This window comes from Streptosporangium sp. NPDC002721, assembly GCF_042888905.1.
Classification (GTDB): Bacteria; Actinomycetota; Actinomycetes; order Streptosporangiales; family Streptosporangiaceae; genus Streptosporangium.
Genome location: NZ_JBIAQI010000054.1, coordinates 18,033 through 38,202 on the forward strand (window position 1 = coordinate 18,033; position 20,170 = coordinate 38,202).

Genomic DNA, 20,170 nt, shown 5'->3' on the forward strand with positions numbered 1-20,170 from the left:
TCAAGGGGTAACGTTCAGGCGATTGTGCCTTAGGCGATCAGGTAATTCCCCTAGTGTTGGCGGACGTAAGCTCCGACCGCGCCAGCCGGCCGAGGACCCGCCGGGAGCCGTCGAGACGCCTCCCGGCGGATCGGGCACGACGGCCACGACGGCTTGGGCGACCCGATGGGCGGAAGGGGAGAGAGCTGATGGACACCACCGGCCGATGCCTGGTGTGCGGGACCAACCGTCTGGAGGAGGTGGTCTCGCTCACCCCGACTCCGCCCGCCAACGCCATCGCGCCCACGGCCGAGCTGGCCGGAGCCCAGGACCGCTACCCGCTCGACCTCGTGCGCTGCGCCGGGTGCGGCCTGGTCCAGCTCGTGGACGTCATCCCCCGGTCGGTGCTCTTCGCCGACTACCGGTACGCCACGGGCGCCGCTCCCGCCCTCGTCGACCACTGCCGTGCGCTGGCCACCCGGGTCACGGACCGGCTGGGGCTGGCCGCCGGGGCGAAGGTCCTGGAGATCGGCTCCAACGACGGCACCCAGCTGAGCTTCTTCGCCGAGCGCGGCATGCGGGTGCTCGGCGTCGACCCGGCCGTCGAGCTGGGGGTCTACGCGCAGGAGCACGGGGTCCCGACCCTGACCACCCACTTCGGGGTGGAGACGGTCGAGAAGATACTGGGTGACATCGGGCCCGTCGACGCGGTGCTGGGCAGCAACGTGCTCGCCCACGTCAACGACGTGAACGGGGTCCTGCGCGCGATCCGGCAACTCCTCAAACCGGGCGGCTGCGCCGTCATCGAGGTCGCGCACGTCCTGCCGATGGTCCAGCACGGTATCTTCGAGTTCGTCTACCACGAGCACCTCTCGTACTTCTCCCTGCACGTGCTGGCACGGGCGGCCGAGGCGAACGGCCTCGCGGTGTTCGACGCCGACCTCATCCCGACCCAGGGCGGCTCGCTGCGCTGCTGGATAGGCCGCGACGACGACACCCGCCCCCCGAGCGCCGAGCTCGACCGGATCCTGCGCGTCGAGGCCGAGGCGGGGGTGCCCGACGGCACTTTCCTCGACGGCTTCGCGGACCGCGTCGGCCGGGTCTGCACCACCCTCAACGACGTGCTGGGCGGCCTGTCGAGAGTCGGCAGGCGGATCTGCGGGTACGGCGCGTCGGCGCGGGCCGTCACCCTGCTCTCCCAGGCCGGGGTGGGCGGCGAGATCGCCTGGATCGTCGACGACAACCCGCGCAAGGTGGGCGGGTTCACGCCGGGCGACGGCATCCCCATCGTGGGCTCCGAGCGGCTGGCCGCGAACGCGGCCGACTACTGCGTGCTGTTCGCCTGGAACTTCGAGGCCGGTATCCGCGCCCGGTCGGCGGCCTTCTCGGCGGCCGGCGGCTCGTTCGTCGTGCCGTTCCCCGAGCTGTCCATCAGGTGACCCGGAGCCGCCCGCCGGACGGGACCGGTCCCGAACACCGCATCACGACCGCCTGGAGGAACTGACGTGCACGTCCTGGTCACCGGCGGTCTGGGCTATCTCGGTCACGCGGTCACCCTCGATCTTCTCGCCGCCGGTCACCGGGTCACCGTCCTGACCCGGGGCGGCGCGGACGCGGGGCACCACGCCGGTGCCGGCCTGGTGCGGGGTGATGTCCGGGACCGCGCCCGGATCGGGGAGGTGGTCGCCGCCGGGCGCTTCGACGCGATCTGCCATCTCGCCGCGGTGTCCCGGGGGCGGGACTCGTTCGCCGACCCGCTGACGTACTACGACGTGAACGTCACCGGCACCCTCAACCTCCTCATGGCGCTCGACGGCATCCGCGGGTCGGCGCCCCCGGCCCGGTTCGTGTTCGCCTCGACCGACAAGGTCTACGGCTCGCGGTACGTCGGTGCCCTGGGCGAGGACCTGGACCCCTGCCCGGAGAGTCCCTACGCGACCTCGAAGGTCGCCGCGGAGCGGCTCGTCGCGGCGTACGCCGCCACCGGGGCGATCGGCGCGGTCACGCTGCGGTGTTTCAACATCGCCGGGTCGGCCGGCGGGCGCACCGACACCGCTGTCGAGCGCATCATCCCGAACGTCTTCCGCGCCCTGACCGGCGAGTCGCCGTACGTCACGCTCAACGGCGACGGATCGGCGGTCCGCGACTTCGTCCACGTCCTCGACGTGGCGGCGGCGGTGCGGCTGTCGCTCGCCGCCGCGCAGGCGGGCGAGCACCGCGTCTACAACATAGGCAGCGGCGTCGCGTCCAGCATGGCGCAGGTCGTGGCGACGGCGGAGGCGGTAACCGGCCTGCCGGTGGCGGTCAGGAAGGCGCCGCCCAAGCCCGAACCGCAGGTCCTCACGGCCGACAACAGCCGCGCGGTGAAGGAGCTCGGGTGGACTCCCGGCAGGTCGGGTCTCACGGAGCTGATCGCCGACGCGTGGAGCACCTGGAACGCCTGACGACGCCTTCGAGAGCTCGCCACACCTGGCGACGCCTTTCAGAGGCCGCGACGCCTGACGACGCCTTCGAGGCCCGCGGCACGCCGGCGGCGGGCCCGGTCCCGCGCCCCGAGTCCCGCTATGCCCCGAGTTCCAGGGCGATCTCCTCGTTCACCGCCCGCTGGTGCCGGGTGAGGAAGAAGTGACCGCCGGGGAACACCCGCATGCGGAAACGCCCCGAGGTGTGCCTGCTCCAGGCCTCCGCCTCCTCGACCGTCGTCCTGGGGTCGGCGTCCCCGGTCAGCACGGTGATCGAACCGCTCATGCCGCGCTCCGGGTCCCCGCGGTAGGTCTCGATCGCGCGGTAGTCGCCTCGCAGCGCGGGCAGCGCCATCCGGAGGATCTCCTCGTCGCCGAGCAGCCCGGCGTCCGTGCCGTTCAGCAGCTTGAGCTCGGCGATGATGCCGTCGTCGTCGCGCCGGTGCACCGACTCGTCCCGCAGGGTGGACGGCCCGCGGCGTCCCGAGGCGATCAGCGTGTGGGGCGCGTTGACGCCCTTGCGCTCAAGCCGGCAGGCCACCTCGAAGCCGATCACCGACCCCATGCTGTGCCCGAAGAAGACCGTCGGCTTCTCCGACAGCGTGATCAGCTCGTCGACGATCCGATCCGCCAGGGTGGCGATGTCGGTGATGCACGGCTCTCGCAGCCGATCCTGGCGCCCGGGGTACTGGACGGCCACCACGTCGGCGTCCGGCGAGAACCTGGCCGAGGTCGGGCGGAAGAAGCTGGCAGATCCACCCGCGTGCGGGAAGCACACCAGGCGCTTCCCCGCCCCCGCCGCCGGATGGTAGCGGCGGATCCATGCGGTGCTGACGTCGTCCGCGGTAGTCACGATCCGTTGACCCCTTCATCTCGCCGAATGCCACTGAGACCAGTGAACCCCGGCGACGACTCGCAAAAACACTAGAAGCCGGGGAGGCCCCCGGCCTGTCCGTACGCCACGAAGTCCGGTGATTTCACAAGTTTCAGAGATCTAGTGTCACTGCTAGCCATCTGTGGCGAAAGGGGTTTTCATGATCACAACCCGTGGGCTGACGCGCAGTTTCCACGTGGGAGGTCAGCAGGTCGACGCTGTCAGGGGCGTCGACATCGATGTGTCGGCGGGTGAGTGCGTCACCCTGCTGGGTCCCAACGGAGCGGGTAAGACCACCTCCTTTCGCATGCTCACCACGCTGCTCCGGCCGACCTCGGGCACCGCCACCGTCGCGGGCTGTGACCTGCTGGCCGATCCGGCGAGCGTCCGCAGGAACATCGGTTACGTGGCGCAGGGTGGCGGCACCAGCGGCGAGTACACGGTCTTCGAGGAGATCGAGCTGCAGGGCAGGCTGTACGGGCTGTCGAAGGCCGAAGCGCGGCGCCGCGGCGGGGAGGTGCTGGAGCAGCTCGAGCTGACCGGCCTGGAGAAGCGGCTCGTCAGCACGCTGTCCGGCGGGCAGCGCCGCCGCCTGGACGTCGCGCTCGGGCTCGTGCACTCACCCCAGGTCGTGTTCCTCGACGAGCCGACGAGCGGCCTGGACCCGCAGAGCAGGGCGGCCCTGTGGAAGCGCCTCCACATGCTGCGCACCGAGCTGGGCACCACCGTGTTCGTCACGACCCACTACCTGGAGGAGGCCGACGCCTTCTCCGACCGGGTGCTCATCATCGACCACGGGCAGATCATCGCCGAGGGCACTCCCGAGGCCCTCAAGGCGAAGGTGACCGGGCACCGCGTCGAGATCACGGTGCCGGCGGACATGGTCCAGGCCACGGCCGCGATCGCCGAGCGTCTCCCCGACGCGACCGACCTCCTGGTCAGGGGGGACAACGTGCGGTTCCAGGTGCCGAGGGGGGAGGCCGTGATCCCCGAGCTGATACGCGCCCTGGACCTCGCGAACATCCCCACCCTCTCCATCCAGGTCGTACGACCGACCCTTGACGACATATTCCTGCTACTGACCGGCCGGAGCATACGCGAGGACGCCATCGCCAAGACGTCGACCCCCGACAGGACGTGACCCGTGCTCCGCGACTCGACACTGATCTTCCGGAACGAGCTGCTCCTCGCCCGCCGGTCCCTGGCGCGCATGGGCCTGGAGATCGCCCAGCCCCTGACCTGGCTGCTGCTCTTCGCCCCGTTGATGGTCGGGGTCATGAAGGATTCGCCGGAGTTCATGTCCGGGAGCGTCTGGATGGTCATGACACCCGCCATCACGATCTATCTGGTGCTCATGGGCAGCGCGTTCACCGGGTACAAGCTCCTGAGCGACCTGAGCACCGGGGTGCTGGAGCGCATGCGGGTCACCCCGGCCAGCCGCACGGCGCTCCTGCTGGGCAACGTCATGATGCGCGTGTTCCAGACCGCTCTCCAGAGCATGCTGGTGTTCCTGGTCGCCTGGCTGCTCTTCGATCTTCAGATAACCGTCGCCGGCACGTTGCTGACCCTGGTCGTCGGGGCGCTGCTCACCCTCACCCTCACCTCGTGCTCGATCACGGTGGCGCTGCTCGCCAAGAACGAGCCGATCTTCACCACGATGATCAGCACGGGCCTGCTGCCGCTGACGCTCCTGTCGGGCATCCTGATGCCCATAACGCCCGGACTGGCCCCTGAGTGGCTCTACATCCTGTCGCGGTGCAATCCGCTGACGTGGGTCGCCGACCTCGCGAGGGCGACCTTCACCGGTTACTACGCGTTCCAGCCGGTGGTCATCGGCGGCGTCATCCTCGTGGTGATAACCGTGCTGTCGGTCTGGTGGGGCACGCGAACCTTCAACCGCGAGATCGTCTGACCACGAGCTCGCCTCGCACCTCTGAGCCCCGCACCTCTGAGCCTCGCACCTCTGAGCCTCGCACCTCTGAGCCCCGCACCTCTGAGCCTCGCACCTTCGAGCCCCGCACCTCTGAGCCTCGCACCTTCGAGCCCCGCACCTCTGAGCCTCGCACCTTCGAGCCCCGCACCTCTGAGCCTCGCGCCGGGGGCGAGGGGATCGCCTCTGCGGCCCCTCGCCCCCGGTACCGATGCCCGCCCCGACCGGCGAATCCCGTGCCGCGACGCGCCCGGCGGCCTCGGGGCGTCGGGCGGGACCTGGACGCGTTCCCTCCGCGCCGCGACGGGAAGGACACCGATCAGGGCGACGCCGGTCCGCGCGCGGGGGCGTTCATGTCGAGCGCGGTGCCCTCGATCCAGGGTTCGGGCCGGGTCAGGAACACCGAGTCGCCGTCGGTGCCGTCCTGCGTCCGCACCCACTGCCGCATGGCGGCCCGGGTGGCCGGTGAGGACATGCTCGTCAACGCGGCGACGGCCTCCTGGGCGAGGCTGGCCCGGGCCGAGAGGTAAGGGGCGTCGTTGAGGATCCGCTTCTGCAGGGCCACGACGTTCCGCGGCCGTCCGGCGTAGCGTTCCGCCATCCGCCGGACCGTGTCCAGCAGGTCCTCGGCCGGCACCACCCGGTTCACCAGACCCAGCTCCAGAGCCTCCCGCGGCTCGTAGAAACGCGCTTCGAGCATCATCTCCAGGGCCCGGGACGGCCCGACGAGCTGGACGAGCCGCTGCCCGCCCAGGGCGGTGTTCAAGCCCAGCGACAACTCGGGCAGGCCGAAGCAGGCGTCACGGTCGGCCGACACGCGCATGTCGAAGAAGACCGACAGTTCCAGGCCGCCGCCGCCGCACGGCCCGTTCACCGCGGCGATCCACACCGCCGGGGAGTACATCAGCCGCCGCGCCATGTCGTGGAACCGGGCCACCCCGAGCAGCCCCTTCAGGGAGGAACGGGCGACCACGCGCTCACCCGCCCAGCCCGTCATGGCCCGCACGCTCCGGTACAGGTTGCGGGCGACCGCGCGGGAGATCTCCGGCGTGCCGTCCATCTGCGAGGACATCTGGGCGATGTCGAAGTGCGTGATGAACCGGCCGGCCGGCGCGCCGGTGACGACGACCGCGCCGACCGAGACGTCGTGCTCCACCGCCTCGGCGAGCCGGATGAAGTCGTGCTGCATCGCCGAGGTCATGTAGTTGAACGGCGGGGCGTCCACCCACGCCGTCAGCACCCGGCCCGACTGTTCGAGCCGCAACGTGGACAGTTCGAGACCCGCCGCACCACCGTCCGCCGCCCGGTGGTCCGCCTGTCCCCCACCGGACTCTTCGCCGAGCCCTTCACCGGGCTCTTCGCCGAGTCCTCCGTCGAGCTCCTCACCGGCCTCTTCGCTGGGTCCTCCACCTGGCAGAACTGTACGATCCATTGGTCTGACACACCCTCCTGCCGCACGTGTCGCGCCGCCTGGCGAGGTCACGAGTGATCTCCTCGTTCACCGCCTGATGACGCCCGGTTCCGCGACGCTCACGGGCCGCCGGTCCCTTCGCCGTACCGATGACACCGGACACAGTGAACCGCGGAAGCGACTCGCACAATCATTAGTGACCACCGGTGTCACGCGCCGGAGACCGGCAACCAGCCGTCGACCAGGCGGGCCGTCTCCCCCGCCTTCTCGGCGAGCATCGAGAAGTGGTCCGCCTCGACCGTCCGCACGGTGTGCGACGGCTCGAACGGCGTCGCCCGCCAGTAGTCCGATTCGGGCTCGACGTCGGAGAACGGCTTCGCGCACTGCACGAACAGCACGGGCGCGTCCACGGCCGCCGGTTCGACGCCGGACATGATCGCCGACCAGTAGCCCATGGCGGACAGCCGCGCGCTGTCGAACTCCCCGAAAAGCGTCTCCATCCGCAGGATGTGTCCCATCACCTGCTCGGACAGCATTCGCGAATCCCCACCGGCGCGGGGATGGAAGGAGTCCAGCATCACCACCGCCTTCGGGGGGATCCCCGACTTCTCCAGCACACCGGCCGCGCCGTAGGCGAGGACGCCCCCGGCCGAATGGCCGACGAGCACGAAAGGTTCCCCCCCGGCCGCCAGCGCGACGCTCTCCGCGACGCTCTCGACGGCGATGTCGGCGGTGGCGGGCAGACCCTCGCCGAAGGCGTAGCCGAGCAGGGGAAGCGCCGAGACGTGCCTCTCCCCGCGGAAGTGCGCGGCGAACCGGGCGTACTGGTGAACGCCGCCGGTCACCGTGGCCGAGCTCACGCATATCAGGCGGGGCCGCGCCGCGCCGTCGGACAGCGTCACCGGCCGGGGAACCTCGTCCGGGTCGACGGGGGTGTCGTACATGGGCCGGGTCCTCGCCACGGCGTACAGCAGCCCGAACGCCTCCTGGGCCTTCCCGGAGCGGAAGGCGCCGCGGAACAGTTCCGCCAGGGTGTCGTTCCCCCGGGCCGCCGAGGTCGTTCCGGCCCGCCCGGTGTCCATCCGGGCTGCGAGCTCGTGCTGCAGCCAGCGGGCGAGGCCGGTGGAGTTCCTGTTCTCGAACACCGCCGTCAGCGGGAACTCCCAGCCGACCGCCCTGGCGAGGGAGGCGCGCAGTTCCGTCGCGGTGAGGGAGTCGAAGCCCAGCTCGAAGAAGTCGCGTTCGAAGTCGACGGCCGAGAGGTCGCCGTGGCCGAGGACGGCGGCCGCGTGACGCCGCACCAGTTCCCCCAGCAGCTCGTACCGCTCCGCCTCGTCAAGCCCGCGCAACCGCTCCCACGTCGTACCGGCCTCGGGCTCCGGTACGGCCGGAGCCGTCGCGGCCAGTCCGGCCACCACGTCTCCCCCCGTGCCGGAACCGATCGCCTCGGGCCAGAAGCGCCGCCGATCGAAGGCGTACGTCGGCAACCCGACCCGGCGGCCGGCCGGAAGCACCGCCCGCCAGTCCACCGGCACCCCGCGCACGTACAGCTCGGCGAGCGCCGTCGCCGCCGCGGCCTGTTCGTCGCGGTCCTTTCGCAGCACCGGCGCCAGCACCGCGTCCCCCCCTGTCCCGGTCTCCGCCGCGAGGGTGTCTCCCGCCATCGCGGAGAGCACGCCGTCGGGACCCAGCTCCAGGTAGGCCCGCACCCCCCGGGCGTGCAGGGCGCGGACGGCGGCGGCGAAGCGGACCGTACCCCGGACCTGGTCCACCCAGTGGTCCGGCGAGCACAGCCGCTCGGCGGTGACCGTCTCCCCGGTCAGGGTGGACACGACCGGGATTCGTGGGGGGCCGTAGGTGAGCGACTGGGCCAGCGTGCGGAAGTCCTCCAGCATCGGGTCCATCAACGGCGAGTGGAAGGCGTGCGACACCCGCAGGCGCCGCGTCTTGATCCCGCGCTCCTCCAGAGCGGCGGCGATCTCCAGCACCGCCTCCTCGATTCCGGAGATCACTACCGAGGACGGGCCGTTGACGGCGGCGACCGACACCTCCTTCTCCCGGCCCGCCAGCAGGTCGGCGACCTCCTCCTCGGCGGCCCGTACCGACACCATCGCCCCACCCACGGGGAGCGCCTGCATCAACCGCGCCCGCGCCGCCACCAGCACGCACGCGTCCTTCAACGACAGCACCCCGGCCACATGGGCGGCGGTGACCTCCCCGATCGAGTGACCGGCCAGCACCTCCGGCTTGACACCCCACGAGGACACCAGCCGGAACAGCGCCGTCTCCAGCGCGAACAACGCCGGCTGCGCCCACCCGGTCCGATCCAGCGCCTCCGCCCGCTCACTGCCCGGCTCGGCGAACAGCACCTCCCGCAGCGAACGGCCCCGGTGACGCCCCGCCCGCCCGGCCGGTTCACGCTCGAACCTCTCCAGCGGCGGATCCAGCTCGGCGATCACCTCGTCCAGCGCCGCCGCGAACACCGGGAACCGCTCGTACAGCTCCCGGCCCATCCCGGCCCGCTGGCTGCCCTGGCCGGTGAACAGCACCGCGAGCCTCGGCTCCGCCCGTGCCACCCCGCGCGCCACCCCCGCGCCCGGCAGGTCCTCGGCGACGGCCCGCAGCCCGGCCAGCGCACCCTCACGGTCACCGGCCAGCACCGTCGCCCGATGCTCGAACGCCGACCGCGTCGTGACCAGCGAGAAAGCCACATCCGCCCGCTCCAGCTCGGGGTGCGCACCGACATGGGCCGCCAGCCTCCGCGCCTGCTCGCGCAGCGCCCCGGCACTCCTGGCGGACAGCACCCACGGCACCGGGCCCGCGTCCGGCGCCGGGCCCGGCACGCCCGGCCCCGCCTGCGGCTCCTCCGGCCCCTGTTCGATGATCATGTGCGCGTTGGTGCCGCTGATCCCGAACGACGACACCCCCGCCCGGCGCGGGCGACCCGTCTCCGGCCACCCGGCCGGCTCGGTCAGCGGCTCCACCGCGCCCGAGGCCCAGTTCACGTGCGACGACGGGGCGTCGACGTGCAGCGTCCTGGGCAGCGTGCCGTGCCGCATCGCCATGACCATCTTGATCACACCGGCGACACCCGCGGCGGCCTGCGTGTGACCCAGGTTCGACTTGATCGACCCCAGCAGCAACGGCCGGTCCTCCGGCCGCTCCTTGCCATAGGTGGCCAGCAGCGCCTGGGCCTCGATCGGGTCGCCCAGCCTGGTGCCCGTGCCGTGCGCCTCCACCGCGTCCACCTCGGACGAGGTCAGCCCGGCGCCGGCCAGCGCCTGGCGGATCACCCGCTGCTGCGACGGGCCGTTCGGCGCGGTCAGCCCGTTCGACGCGCCGTCCTGGTTGATCGCCGAACCTCGCACGACCGCCAGCACCTGGTGCCCGTTGCGCCGGGCGTCCGAGAGGCGCTCCAGCACCAGCACGCCCATGCCCTCGCCCCAGCTGGTGCCGTCCGCGGCGTCGGAGAACGCCTTGCACCGCCCGTCGGGCGCCATCCCGCTCTCCACCCCGAAGCCGAGGAAGCTGAGCGGGGTGGCCATCACCGTGACACCGCCGGCCAGTGCCAGCGAGCACTCCCCCTGCCGCAGCGCCTGCGCCGCCAGGTGTACGGCGACCAGGGACGACGAGCACGCGGTGTCGATCGTCATCGTCGGGCCCTCCAGGCCCAGCGTGTACGACAGCCGTCCCGACAGCACGCTGGCCGCCGCACCGGTGAGGAAGTAGTTCGTCACGTCTGTCCCGGTCTCCAGGCACAGATTCATGTAGTCCTGGCCGTTGGTGCCCACGAAGACACCGGTGGAGCTGCCCTTCAGCGAGACCGGGTCGATGCCGGCCCGCTCGACCGCCTCCCACACCCCCTCCAGCAGCAACCGCTGCTGCGGGTCCATCGCCAGCGCCTCACGCGGCGAGATCCCGAAGAATCCCGGGTCGAACTCCGCCACATCCGCCAGGAACCCGCCCTGACACTCGAAGCCCATCGCCGACATCGTCTCCGCGTCCCAGCCCCTGTCGAGCGGGAAGGAGGAGATCGCGTCCTCGCCGTCGGCCAGCAACCGCCACAGATCCTCGGGAGAGGCGACCCCGCCGGGAAAGCGGCACGACATCGACACGATGGCGATCGGCTCGTGCCTGCCCGCCTCCACCTCTTCGAGCCGGCGACGGGTCTCGTGCAGATCGGCGGTGACCCACTTCAGGTACTCGACGAGCTTCCGGTCTTCGGACATGGGAGCGACCCCTCACATCGTTCGGGCGCGGGCCGGATCACAGATCCTTCGAGCGGCCCAGTTCGTTGTCGATGAAGCTGAGGATCTCCTCGGTACTCGCCGATTCGAGCATGCCGGCGACGGCGACCTCGCCGGTGTCCGTGCCGGTCTCGCTCATCCTGGCCAGCAGGTGCCGCAGCCGGGTCGCGATGCCGTTCCGGGTGAGATCGTCGAGCGCGTTACCGGAGAGGACGGTCTCGAACCGGTCGAGATCGGCCAGCAACGACAGCTCCACCGCGGTGTTCGCCCCGGGCGCGATCTCCTCCAGGAGGTGCTCGGCGAGGCTGGCGGGGGTGGGGTAGTCGAAGATGATCGTCGTCGGCAACGACAGCCCGGCGACGGCATTGAGGCGGTTGCGCAGCTCCACGGTGGTCAGGGAGTCGAGGCCCAGCTCGCGGAACTCCCGTCCCGGCTGGATCGCGTCCAGCGACTCGTGCCCGAGCACCACCGCCACCTGCGACCGCACCAGCTCCACCATCAGCCGTTCCTGCTCGGCCTCCTCCAGCCCGGCCAGCCGCCGTACCAGCTCTCCGCCACCGTCCGCGAGGGCGGAGACCGCCGACCGGCGTCCCGCGCGCACCAGGCCCCGCATCAGGGGCGGCACCTCGCCCATCGCCCGCAACGCCGACAGCTCCAGCCGCGCCGGGACCACCGTCGCCCGGCCCGACCCGACCGCCGCCTCGAACACCGCGAGCCCCTGCTCGGCCGACAGCGGCGGCATGCCCGTCCGGTTGATCCGCCGTATCTCGGCCTCGCTCAGCGTGCCGGTCATCCCCGCGTCCTGCGACCAGGCACCCCACGCCAGTGACAACCCGGCCAGCCCCTCGGCCCGGCGCGACCGGGCCAGCGCGTCCAGGAACGTGTTCGCCGCCGCGTAGTTACCCTGCCCCGGCGCTCCTATGACACCCGCGAGCGAGGAGAACAGCACGAACACCGCCAGATCCGCGTCCCGGGTGAGCTCGTGCAGGTGCCAGGCCGCGTCGACCTTGGGCCGCAGCACCGTCTCCAGGTGTTCGGGTGTCAGCGACGGGATCGTGCCGTCGGCCAGCACACCCGCGGTGTGGATCACCGCCGTCAGCGGATGCCCGGCCTCGATCCCGGCCAGCAGGGCCGCCACCTGATCCCGCTCGGCCACGTCACAGGCCGCGACCGTGACCTCGACACCGTGGGCGATCAGCTCGGCCCGCAGCTCCGTCGCACCTGGAGCCTCCAGGCCCCGCCTGCTGGTCAGCAGCAGATGCCGTACGCCGCGCTCGGCCACCACGTGCCGCGCGAACAACGCGCCCAGACCACCGGTACCACCGGTGATCAACACCGTACCCTCCGGATCCCACCGCCGCCCGGCCCCCTCCACCGGCGTCACCCGCGCCAGACGCGGAACCCGCACCTCGCCGTCACGCACCGCCGCCTGCGACTCGCCCGAGGAGAACATCCCGGTCAGCACCCCCGGCAGTCCCCCCAGTGGGAACTCCCGGTCCACGTCGATCAGCAGGAAACGGCCCGGGTTCTCCGACTGGGCACTGCGGACGAGACCCCACACCCCGGCGGCCGGCAGATCGGTCACCGTCTCGCCGTCATCGGCCGCGACCGCGCCCCGGGTGACGAACACCAGACACGAACCGGCGAACCGCTCATCGGCCAGCCAGCCCTGCAACAGGTCCAGAACGCGGGCGGTCAGCGCGTGCGCCGACTCGACCACGCCGCCCACCGGGTCCGAGACCGCCTCCACCGTCACGACGGCCGGAACCGCCCCTGTCTCCACCCCCGACTCCGCCAGCGCCGGCAGCTCCGCGTACACCGGCACCGGAGGACCGCCCGGCTCCCCGGAGGCCCGCAACGCGGGAGCGAGGCCCAACGTGTCCGGACCGAGCACCGCCACCGGCGTCGGCGGCGCCTGGCCGGCCTCCGGCACACCGCTCACAGACGCCCAGGTCACCTCGAACGACGACTTCCAGCCCGTGTCGAGACCATCGGAGACCGCCAGCCGCTCGGCCGGGACCGGCCGCAGGACCACCGACCGCGCCGACAGCACCGGCTTCCCCGCGGCGTCCACCGCGCTCAGCGACACCGTGTCCTGCCCCGTCCTGACCAGCCGCACCCGCAGCACCGACGCGCCGGCGGCCCGCAGGCACACCTCGCCCCAGGAGAACGGCCACAGACCGTCCTCGGAACCGTCCAGCCCGGCGAAGGCCGCCCCGTGCAGCGCCGCGTCCAGCAGCGCCGGGTGCAGCCCGAACGCATCCGCGCTCGACGCCGCCCCCTCGGGCAGCGCGACCTCGGCGAACACCTCGTCGCCTGCACCCCGCCACACCCCTCGCAACCCCTGGAACACCGCGCCGTAGGCGAAGCCGTCCTCGGCCGGCTCCTCGTAGAACCCCTCCAGCTCGATCGCGGTCGCACCGGCCGGCGGCCACACCGCCGCGTCGAACGGCACGGCCTGCGGAACGCCGGTCGCGAGCGTGCCGGTCGCGTACCGCACCCACGGCACGTCGTCGGCCGCCCCCGCCGTACGGGCGTAGACGTTCACGCTCCGGCGGCCCGGCTCCTCCTCCGCCCCCACCCACACCTGCAGCACGGCCGTGTCACCCGCGCCCAGCACCAGGGGCGCCTCCAGGACCAGCTCCTCCACCAGGTCACAGCCGACCTGGTCACCCGCCCGGACCGCCAGCTCCACGAACGCCGAGCCCGGCACCACCACCGAACCCGCCACCACGTGGTCGGCCAGCCACGGCTGCGCGCCCACCGCCAGCCGCCCGGTCAGCACCACACCGTCGGAGTCGGCCCGCGGCATCGCGGCACCCAGCAACGGGTGATCCGTCGCGGCCAGTCCCGCCGCCGCCACGTTCCCGATGTCGGAGCCGACGTTCTCCGGCCAGTAGCGTCGACGCTCGAAGGGGTAGGTCGGCAGGTCGACCCGGCGCCCGCCGGGCAGCACCGCCCGCCAGTCGACCGGCACCCCGTGCGCGTGCAGCCCGGCCAGCGCCGTCATCACCGCGACGTGCTCGTCCCGGTCCTTGCGCAGCACCGGAACCAGCACCGTGGGCGACTCCTGCGCGGACGCCTCCGGCCCGGTCGCGACGGTGTCCTGGGCCATCGCGGTGAGCACCCCGTCGGGGCCGAGCTCCAGGTAGGCCCGCACTCCCTGCGCGCGCAGGGTGCGGACGGCGTCGGAGAAGCGGACCGCGCCGCGCACCTGCTCCACCCAGTACTCAGGCGAGCCCAGCTGGTCGGCGGTGGCCGCCTCCCCGGTCAGGGTGGACACGACCGGGATTCTCGGCGCGCCGTAGGCCAGCTTGCCCGCCAGCGTACGGAAGTCCTCCAGCATCGGGTCCATCAGCGGCGAGTGGAAGGCGTGCGAGACCCGCAACCGCTTCGTCCGCACCCCCCGCTCCTCCAGGGCGGCGGCGACGTCAAGAACGCCCTTCTCCGCGCCCGCGATCACCACCGAACCGGGACCGTTGACCGCGGCGACCGACACCTCGCCCTCGCGCTCGGCGAGCAACGGCTCGATCTCGTCCTCGTAGGCCTGCACCGCCACCATCGCCCCGCCCGGCGGCAGCGCCTGCATCAGTCGCGCCCGGCCCGCCACCAAGGCGGACGCGTCGGCCAAGGACAGCACCCCGGCCACATGGGCGGCGGTGATCTCCCCGATCGAGTGACCGGCCAGCACGTCGGGGCGCACTCCCCAGGACTCCACCAGCCGGAACAGCGCCGTCTCCAGCGCGAACAACGCTGGCTGCGCCCACCCGGTCCGATCCAGCTCCTCCGCCTCGGCCGTGCCGGGCTCGGCGAACAGCACCTCGCGCAGCGGCCCCTCCAGCAGCGGGTCGAGCTCGGCGATCACCTCGTCCAGCGCCGCCGCGAACACCGGGAACCGCTCGTACAGCTCCCGGCCCATCCCGGCCCGCTGGCTGCCCTGGCCGGTGAACAACACCGCCAGTTTCGGTTCCGTTGTCGCGACACCGCGCACCACACCCGCCCCCGGCAGGTCCTCGGCCAGCGCACCCAGCCCGGCCAGCACACCGTCACGGCCGTCGGCCAGGACCACCGCCCGGTGCTCGAACGCCGACCGCGTCGTGGCCAGCGAGAACGCGGTGTCGGCCAGGCTCAGGTCAGGCTCGTCGTCCAGGAACGACGCCAGCCGCCCGGCCTGCGCCCGCAGCGCCTGACCCGTCTTGGCCGACACCAGCACCGGCAGCATGTCCGTGGCCGGCGTCTCCGCCTCGGCACGCGGGGTCTCCGGGCCCTGCTCCAGGATCACGTGCGCGTTGGTGCCGCTGATCCCGAACGACGACACACCCGCCCGGCGCGGACGGCCCGTCTCCGGCCACTCGACCGGCTCGGTCAGCAGCTTCACCTCACCGGCCGACCAGTCCACGTGCGAGGAGGGAGTGTCGACATGGAGCGTCCTGGGCAGCACGCCGTGCCGCATCGCCATGACCATCTTGATCACACCCGCCACACCCGCGGCCGCCTGGGTGTGACCGAGGTTGGACTTGATCGCCCCCAGCAGCAGCGGCCGGTCCTCCGGCCGATCCTTGCCATACGTCGCCAGCAACGCCTGGGCCTCGATCGGGTCACCCAGGACCGTGCCGGTCCCGTGCGCCTCCACCGCGTCCACCTCGGACGGCGACAGACCGGCGCTGACCAGGGCCTGGCGGATCACCCGCCGCTGCGACGGGCCGTTCGGCGCGGTCAGCCCGTTGGACGCGCCGTCCTGGTTCACGGCCGAACCCCTCAGCACCGCCAGCACCTCGTGCCCGTTGCGCCGGGCGTCCGAGAGCCGCTCCAGCACCAGCATGCCGACGCCCTCGCCCCAGCTGGTGCCGTCCGCGGCGTCGGAGAACGCCTTGCACCGCCCGTCGAGTGCCATCCCGCCCTGCACGCCGAACCCGGCGAACACCAGCGGCAACGTCATCACCGTGACACCGCCGGCCAGTGCCAGCGAGCACTCCCCCTGCCGCAGCGCCTGCGCCGCGAGATGCAACGTCACCAGCGACGACGAGCACGCGGTGTCCACCGTCACCGCCGGACCCTCCAGGCCCAGCGCGTAGGACAGCCGGCCCGACAGCACGCTGGCCGCCGTACTGGTGACGCCATGGCCCTGAGTGTCCATGTGATTGCTCAGGATCAGATTCATGTAGTCCTGGCCGTTGGTTCCCACGAAGACACCGGTGGAGCTGCCCTTCAGCGAGACCGGGTCGATCCCGGCCCGCTCGACCGCCTCCCAGGACGTCTCCAGCAGCAGGCGTTGCTGCGGGTCCATCGCCAGCGCCTCACGCGGGGAGATCCCGAAGAACCCCGGATCGAACTCCGCCACATCCGCCAGGAACCCGCCCTGACACTCGAAGCCCATCACCGACATCGTCTCCATGTCCCAGCCCCTGTCGAGCGGGAAGGAGGAGATCGCGTCCTCACCGTCGGCCAGCAACCGCCACAGATCCTCGGGAGAGACGACCCCACCGGGGAAACGACACGACATCGACACGATGGCGATCGGCTCGTGCCTGCCCGCCTCCACCTCTTCGAGCCGGCGACGGGTCTCGTGCAGATCGGCGGTGACCCACTTCAGATACTCGACGAGCTTCCGGTCTTCGGACATGAGAGTGGCCCTTCACATTGTTCAGACGCGGGCTCGGATCACAGATCTTTCGAACGGCCCAGTTCGTTGTCGATGAAGCTGAGGATTTCCTCGGTACTCGCCGATTCGAGCATGCCCGCGACCGCGATTTCACTAGTTTCCGTGCCGGTCTCGCTCATCCTGGCCAGCAGGTGCCGCAGCCGGGTCGCGATGCCGTTCCGGGCGAGATCGTCGAGCGCGTGGCCGGAGAGCACGGTCTCGAACCGGTCGAGATCGGCCAGCAACGACAGCTCCACCGCGGTGTTCGCCCCGGGCCCGATCTCCTCCAGAAGGTGCTCGGCGAGGCTGGCGGGAGTGGGGTAGTCGAAGATGATCGTCGCCGACAGCCGCAGCCCGGCGACGGCGTTGAGCCGGTTGCGCAGCTCCACGGTGGTCAGGGAGTCGAGGCCCAGCTCGCGGAACTCCCGTCCCGGCTGGATCGCGTCCAGCGACTCGTGCCCGAGCACCACCGCCACCTGCGACCGCACCAGCTCCACCATCAGCCGTTCCTGCTCGGCCTCACCCAGCCCGGCCAGCCGCCGTACCAGCTCTCCATCACCGCTCGCGGCGACGGAGACCGCCGACCGGCGTCCCGCGCGCACCAGGCCCCGCATCAGGGGCGGCACCTCGCCCATCGCCCGCAGCACCGACAGCTCCAGCCGCGCCGGGACCACCGTCGCCCGGCCCGACCCGACCGCCGCCTCGAACACCGCGAGCCCCTGCTCGGCCGACAGCGGCGGCATACCCGCGCGCGTCATCCTGCGCAGGTCGGCTGTGCCCAACGTGCCGGTCATACCGGTCTCTCGCACCCACATGCCCCAGGCCAGCGACAGCCCCGGCAGTCCCTCGGCCCGGCGTACCTGGACCAGCGCGTCCACGAACGCGTTCGCCGCCGCGTAGTTGCCCTGCCCGGCGTTGCCCATGACCCCTGCGAGCGAGGAGAACATGACGAACCCGGCCAGGTCCAGGTCCCGGGTGAGCTCGTGCAGGTGCCAGGCCGCGTCGACCTTGGGCCGCAGCACCGTCTCCAGGTGTTCGGGCGTGAGGGACGGGATCGTGCCGTCGGCCAGCACACCCGCGGTGTGGATCACCGCGGTCAGCGGATGCCCGGCGTCGATCCCGGCCAGCAGGGCCGCCACCTGACCCCGGTCCGCCACGTCACAGGCCGCGACCGTGACCTCGACACCGTGGGCGATCAGCTCGGCCCGCAGCTCCGTCGCACCTGGAGCCTCCAGGCCCCGCCTGCTGGTCAGCAGCAGATGCCGTACGCCGCGCTCGGCCACCACGTGCCGCGCGAACAACGCGCCCAGACCACCGGTACCACCGGTGATCAGCACCGTACCCTCCGGATCCCACCGCCGCCCGGCCCCCTCCACCGGCGTCACCCGCGCCAGACGCGGAACCCGCACCTCGCCGTCACGCACCGCCGCCTGCGGCTCACCCGAGACCAGCACCCCGGGCAGGGCCGGCGGCGAGGAATCCTGATCATCCACGTCGACCAGTACGAACCGCCCCGGGTTCTCCGACTGGGCACTGCGGACAAGACCCCACACCCCGGCGGCCGGCAGATCGGTCACCGTCTCGCCGTCATCGGCCGCGACCGCGCCCCGGGTGACGAACACCAGACACGAGTCGGCGAACCGCTCATCCGCCAGCCACCGCTGCAACAGGTCCAGCACTCGGGCGGTCAGCGCACGCGCCGACTCCACCACCCCTGCCGCCGGATCGGAGACCACCTCCGTCACCACCACCGCCGGGACCGGACCCGCCCCGGCCAACGACGACAGATCCGCATGGACCGCCACCGGGTGCCCGCCAGGTTCCGCGGCCAGATCGCCGGCTGCCCGTGACGCGGGGGCCAGACCCAGAACATCCAGGCCGAGCACCGCCACCGGCACCTGGTCGGCCCGCGGCAGGCCGCTCGCGACAGGCCACTCCACCCGGAACAGCGCGTCCCACCCGGTCCCACTTGGGTCGGAGCCGGGCAAGTGCCCGGCGACCATCGGCCGCAGCACCACCGACCGGGCCGACACCACCGGCTCCCCTGCCGCGTCCACCGCGCTCAGCGACAACGCGTCGCCGCCCGTCCTGGCCAGCCGCACCCGCAGCACCGACGCCCCGCCCGCGTGCAGGCACACCCCACCCCAGGACAGCGGCGACCGGCCGCCCGTCGCGTCGTCCAGCCCGGCGAACGCCACCGTGTGCAGCGCCGCGTCCAGCAGGGCCGGGTGCAACCCGAACAGAGCCGCGTCCCCGGCCTGCTCCGGCAGGCTCAGCTCGGCGAACACCTCGCCATCGGCACCGTGCCAGGCCGCCCGCAACCCCTGGAACGCCGGGCCGTACTCCAGGCCCTCCTCCGCCAGCTCCTCGTACAGTCCCTCCAGCGCGATCGCGGTCGCGCCGGCCGGAGGCCAGACCGCCACATCGAACGGCTCGGCAGGCGAAGGGCCCGTGGTGAGAGCGCCGGTCGCGTGCCGCACCCACGGCACGTCGTCGGCCGCCTCCGCCGAACGCGAGTACACACTCACCGGCCGGCGGTCCGATTCCCGCTCCTGGGCGGCGCCCACCCACACCTGCACGGCGACCGCCTCGTTCTCACCCAGCAGCAGCGGCACGTCCAGTGTCAGGTCCTCCAGCAGCTCACAGCCGACCTGATCACCCGCCCGCACGGCCAGCTCCACGAACGCGGTGCCCGGCACCACCACAGAGCCCGCCACCACGTGATCGGCCAACCACGGATGCGCGCTCACCGACAGGCGGCCCGTCAGCACCACCCCGTCGGAGTCGGCCCGTGGCATCACCGCACCCAGCAGCGGATGCCTCGTCGCGGCCAGGCCCAGCACGCGGGCGTCGCCGTTCTGCCTGGCGTTCGGCCAGAACCGCTGGTGCTGGAAGGCGTAGGTCGGCAGATCGACCCGGCGACCGCCCGCCAGCAGCTGCCGCCAGTCCACCGCCACCCCGCGCACGAACAGCTCGGCCAGCGCCGTCATGGACGCCATCGGCTCGTCGCGGTCCTTGCGCAACACCGGCACCAGCACGGCGTCCGTCCCGTACGTGTCCGCGTGAGCGGCGAGGGTATCGGCGGCCATCGCACTCAGCACCCCGTCAGGACCCAGCTCCAGATACGCCCGCACCCCTTGCGCATGCAAGACCTGGACGGCGTCGGAGAAGCGGACCGCGCCGCGTACCTGCTCCACCCAGTACTCCGGCGAGCACAGTTGCTCGGCCGTCGCCGCCTCCCCGGTCAGGGTGGACACGACCGGGATCTTCGGCGGACTGTAGGACAGCGTCCGGGCCAGCGTGCGGAAGTCCTCCAGCATCGGGTCCATCAACGGCGAGTGGAAGGCATGCGACACCCGCAGACGCCGCGTCTTGATCCCGCGCTCCTCCAGGGAGGCGGCGATCTCCAGCACCGCCTCCTCCACCCCGGAGATCACCACCGAGGACGGGCCGTTGACGGCGGCGACCGACACCTCCTTCTCCCGGCCCGCCAGCAGCCCGGCGACCTCCTCCTCGGCGGCCCGTACCGACACCATCGCCCCACCCACGGGGAGCGCCTGCATCAACCGCGCCCGGCCCGCCACCAGAGCGCACGCGTCCTTCAACGACAGCACCCCGGCCACATG

General features: G+C 72.1%; 10 protein-coding genes. 4 read left to right on the forward strand and 6 right to left on the reverse strand.

The features are described 5' to 3' along the window. Positions 1-188 precede the first annotated feature (188 nt). Positions 189-1,418 carry a methyltransferase domain-containing protein gene (locus ACFYWM_RS42725; RefSeq protein ID WP_389926997.1) on the forward strand — a complete coding sequence of 410 codons (1,230 nt, stop codon included), beginning with the start codon at positions 189-191 and terminating at the stop codon, positions 1,416-1,418. 66 nt (positions 1,419-1,484) lie between these two features. Then, positions 1,485-2,423: an NAD-dependent epimerase/dehydratase family protein gene (locus ACFYWM_RS42730; protein WP_389927000.1), complete on the forward strand. Its 939-nt coding sequence runs from the start codon at positions 1,485-1,487 to the stop codon at positions 2,421-2,423. A 118-nt stretch (positions 2,424-2,541) separates the two neighbouring features. Here the strand turns inward: ACFYWM_RS42730 and ACFYWM_RS42735 are convergent, their stop codons facing one another. After that, positions 2,542-3,294 (reverse strand): thioesterase II family protein, encoded by a 753-nt coding sequence (locus ACFYWM_RS42735; RefSeq protein ID WP_389927003.1) that lies wholly within the window; start codon positions 3,292-3,294, stop codon positions 2,542-2,544. A 181-nt stretch (positions 3,295-3,475) separates the two neighbouring features. Between ACFYWM_RS42735 and ACFYWM_RS42740 the strand changes: the two genes are divergently transcribed. Then, a complete protein-coding gene (locus tag ACFYWM_RS42740; RefSeq protein WP_389927006.1) occupies positions 3,476-4,456 on the forward strand; it encodes an ATP-binding cassette domain-containing protein in 981 nt (326 codons plus the stop codon). Between the two features lie 3 nt (positions 4,457-4,459). Further along, positions 4,460-5,227 (forward strand): ABC transporter permease, encoded by a 768-nt coding sequence (locus ACFYWM_RS42745; protein ID WP_389927009.1) that lies wholly within the window; start codon positions 4,460-4,462, stop codon positions 5,225-5,227. Here ACFYWM_RS42745 and ACFYWM_RS42750 read toward each other — a convergent pair. From ACFYWM_RS42750 to ACFYWM_RS42770, 5 genes are all read right to left on the reverse strand, one after another. Next, positions 5,125-5,625, reverse strand: coding sequence for a pentapeptide repeat-containing protein (locus tag ACFYWM_RS42750; RefSeq protein WP_389927024.1), 501 nt, complete (start codon positions 5,623-5,625; stop codon positions 5,125-5,127). The two genes, ACFYWM_RS42745 and ACFYWM_RS42750, sit on opposite strands and share 103 nt — an antisense overlap. Continuing rightward, the gene (locus ACFYWM_RS42755; protein ID WP_389927012.1) at positions 5,565-6,677 is read right to left on the reverse strand and encodes an enoyl-CoA hydratase/isomerase family protein; all 1,113 of its coding nucleotides are present in this window, start codon (positions 6,675-6,677) and stop codon (positions 5,565-5,567) included. Before ACFYWM_RS42755 ends, ACFYWM_RS42750 begins: the two co-directional genes overlap by 61 nt. A 188-nt stretch (positions 6,678-6,865) precedes the next feature. After that, a complete protein-coding gene (locus ACFYWM_RS42760; protein WP_389927015.1) occupies positions 6,866-10,885 on the reverse strand; it encodes a type I polyketide synthase in 4,020 nt (1,339 codons plus the stop codon). Between the two features lie 37 nt (positions 10,886-10,922). Continuing rightward, positions 10,923-16,526, reverse strand: coding sequence for a type I polyketide synthase (locus tag ACFYWM_RS42765; protein WP_389927018.1), 5,604 nt, complete (start codon positions 16,524-16,526; stop codon positions 10,923-10,925). A 38-nt stretch (positions 16,527-16,564) separates the two neighbouring features. Next, a partial coding sequence (locus ACFYWM_RS42770; protein ID WP_389927021.1) for an SDR family NAD(P)-dependent oxidoreductase occupies positions 16,565-20,170 on the reverse strand: 3,606 nt, incomplete at its 5' end.

Excerpts from the sequence above, each read along its gene's own strand:
- ACFYWM_RS42725 (WP_389926997.1), top strand. The coding sequence starts at position 189 with ATGGACACCACCGGCCGATGCCTGGTGTGCGGGACCAACCGTCTGGAG.
- ACFYWM_RS42740 (WP_389927006.1), top strand. The coding sequence starts at position 3,476 with ATGATCACAACCCGTGGGCTGACGCGCAGTTTCCACGTGGGAGGTCAG.
- ACFYWM_RS42755 (WP_389927012.1), bottom strand. The coding sequence starts at position 6,677 with ATGGATCGTACAGTTCTGCCAGGTGGAGGACCCAGCGAAGAGGCCGGT.
- ACFYWM_RS42760 (WP_389927015.1), bottom strand. The coding sequence starts at position 10,885 with ATGTCCGAAGACCGGAAGCTCGTCGAGTACCTGAAGTGGGTCACCGCC.
- ACFYWM_RS42765 (WP_389927018.1), bottom strand. The coding sequence starts at position 16,526 with ATGTCCGAAGACCGGAAGCTCGTCGAGTATCTGAAGTGGGTCACCGCC.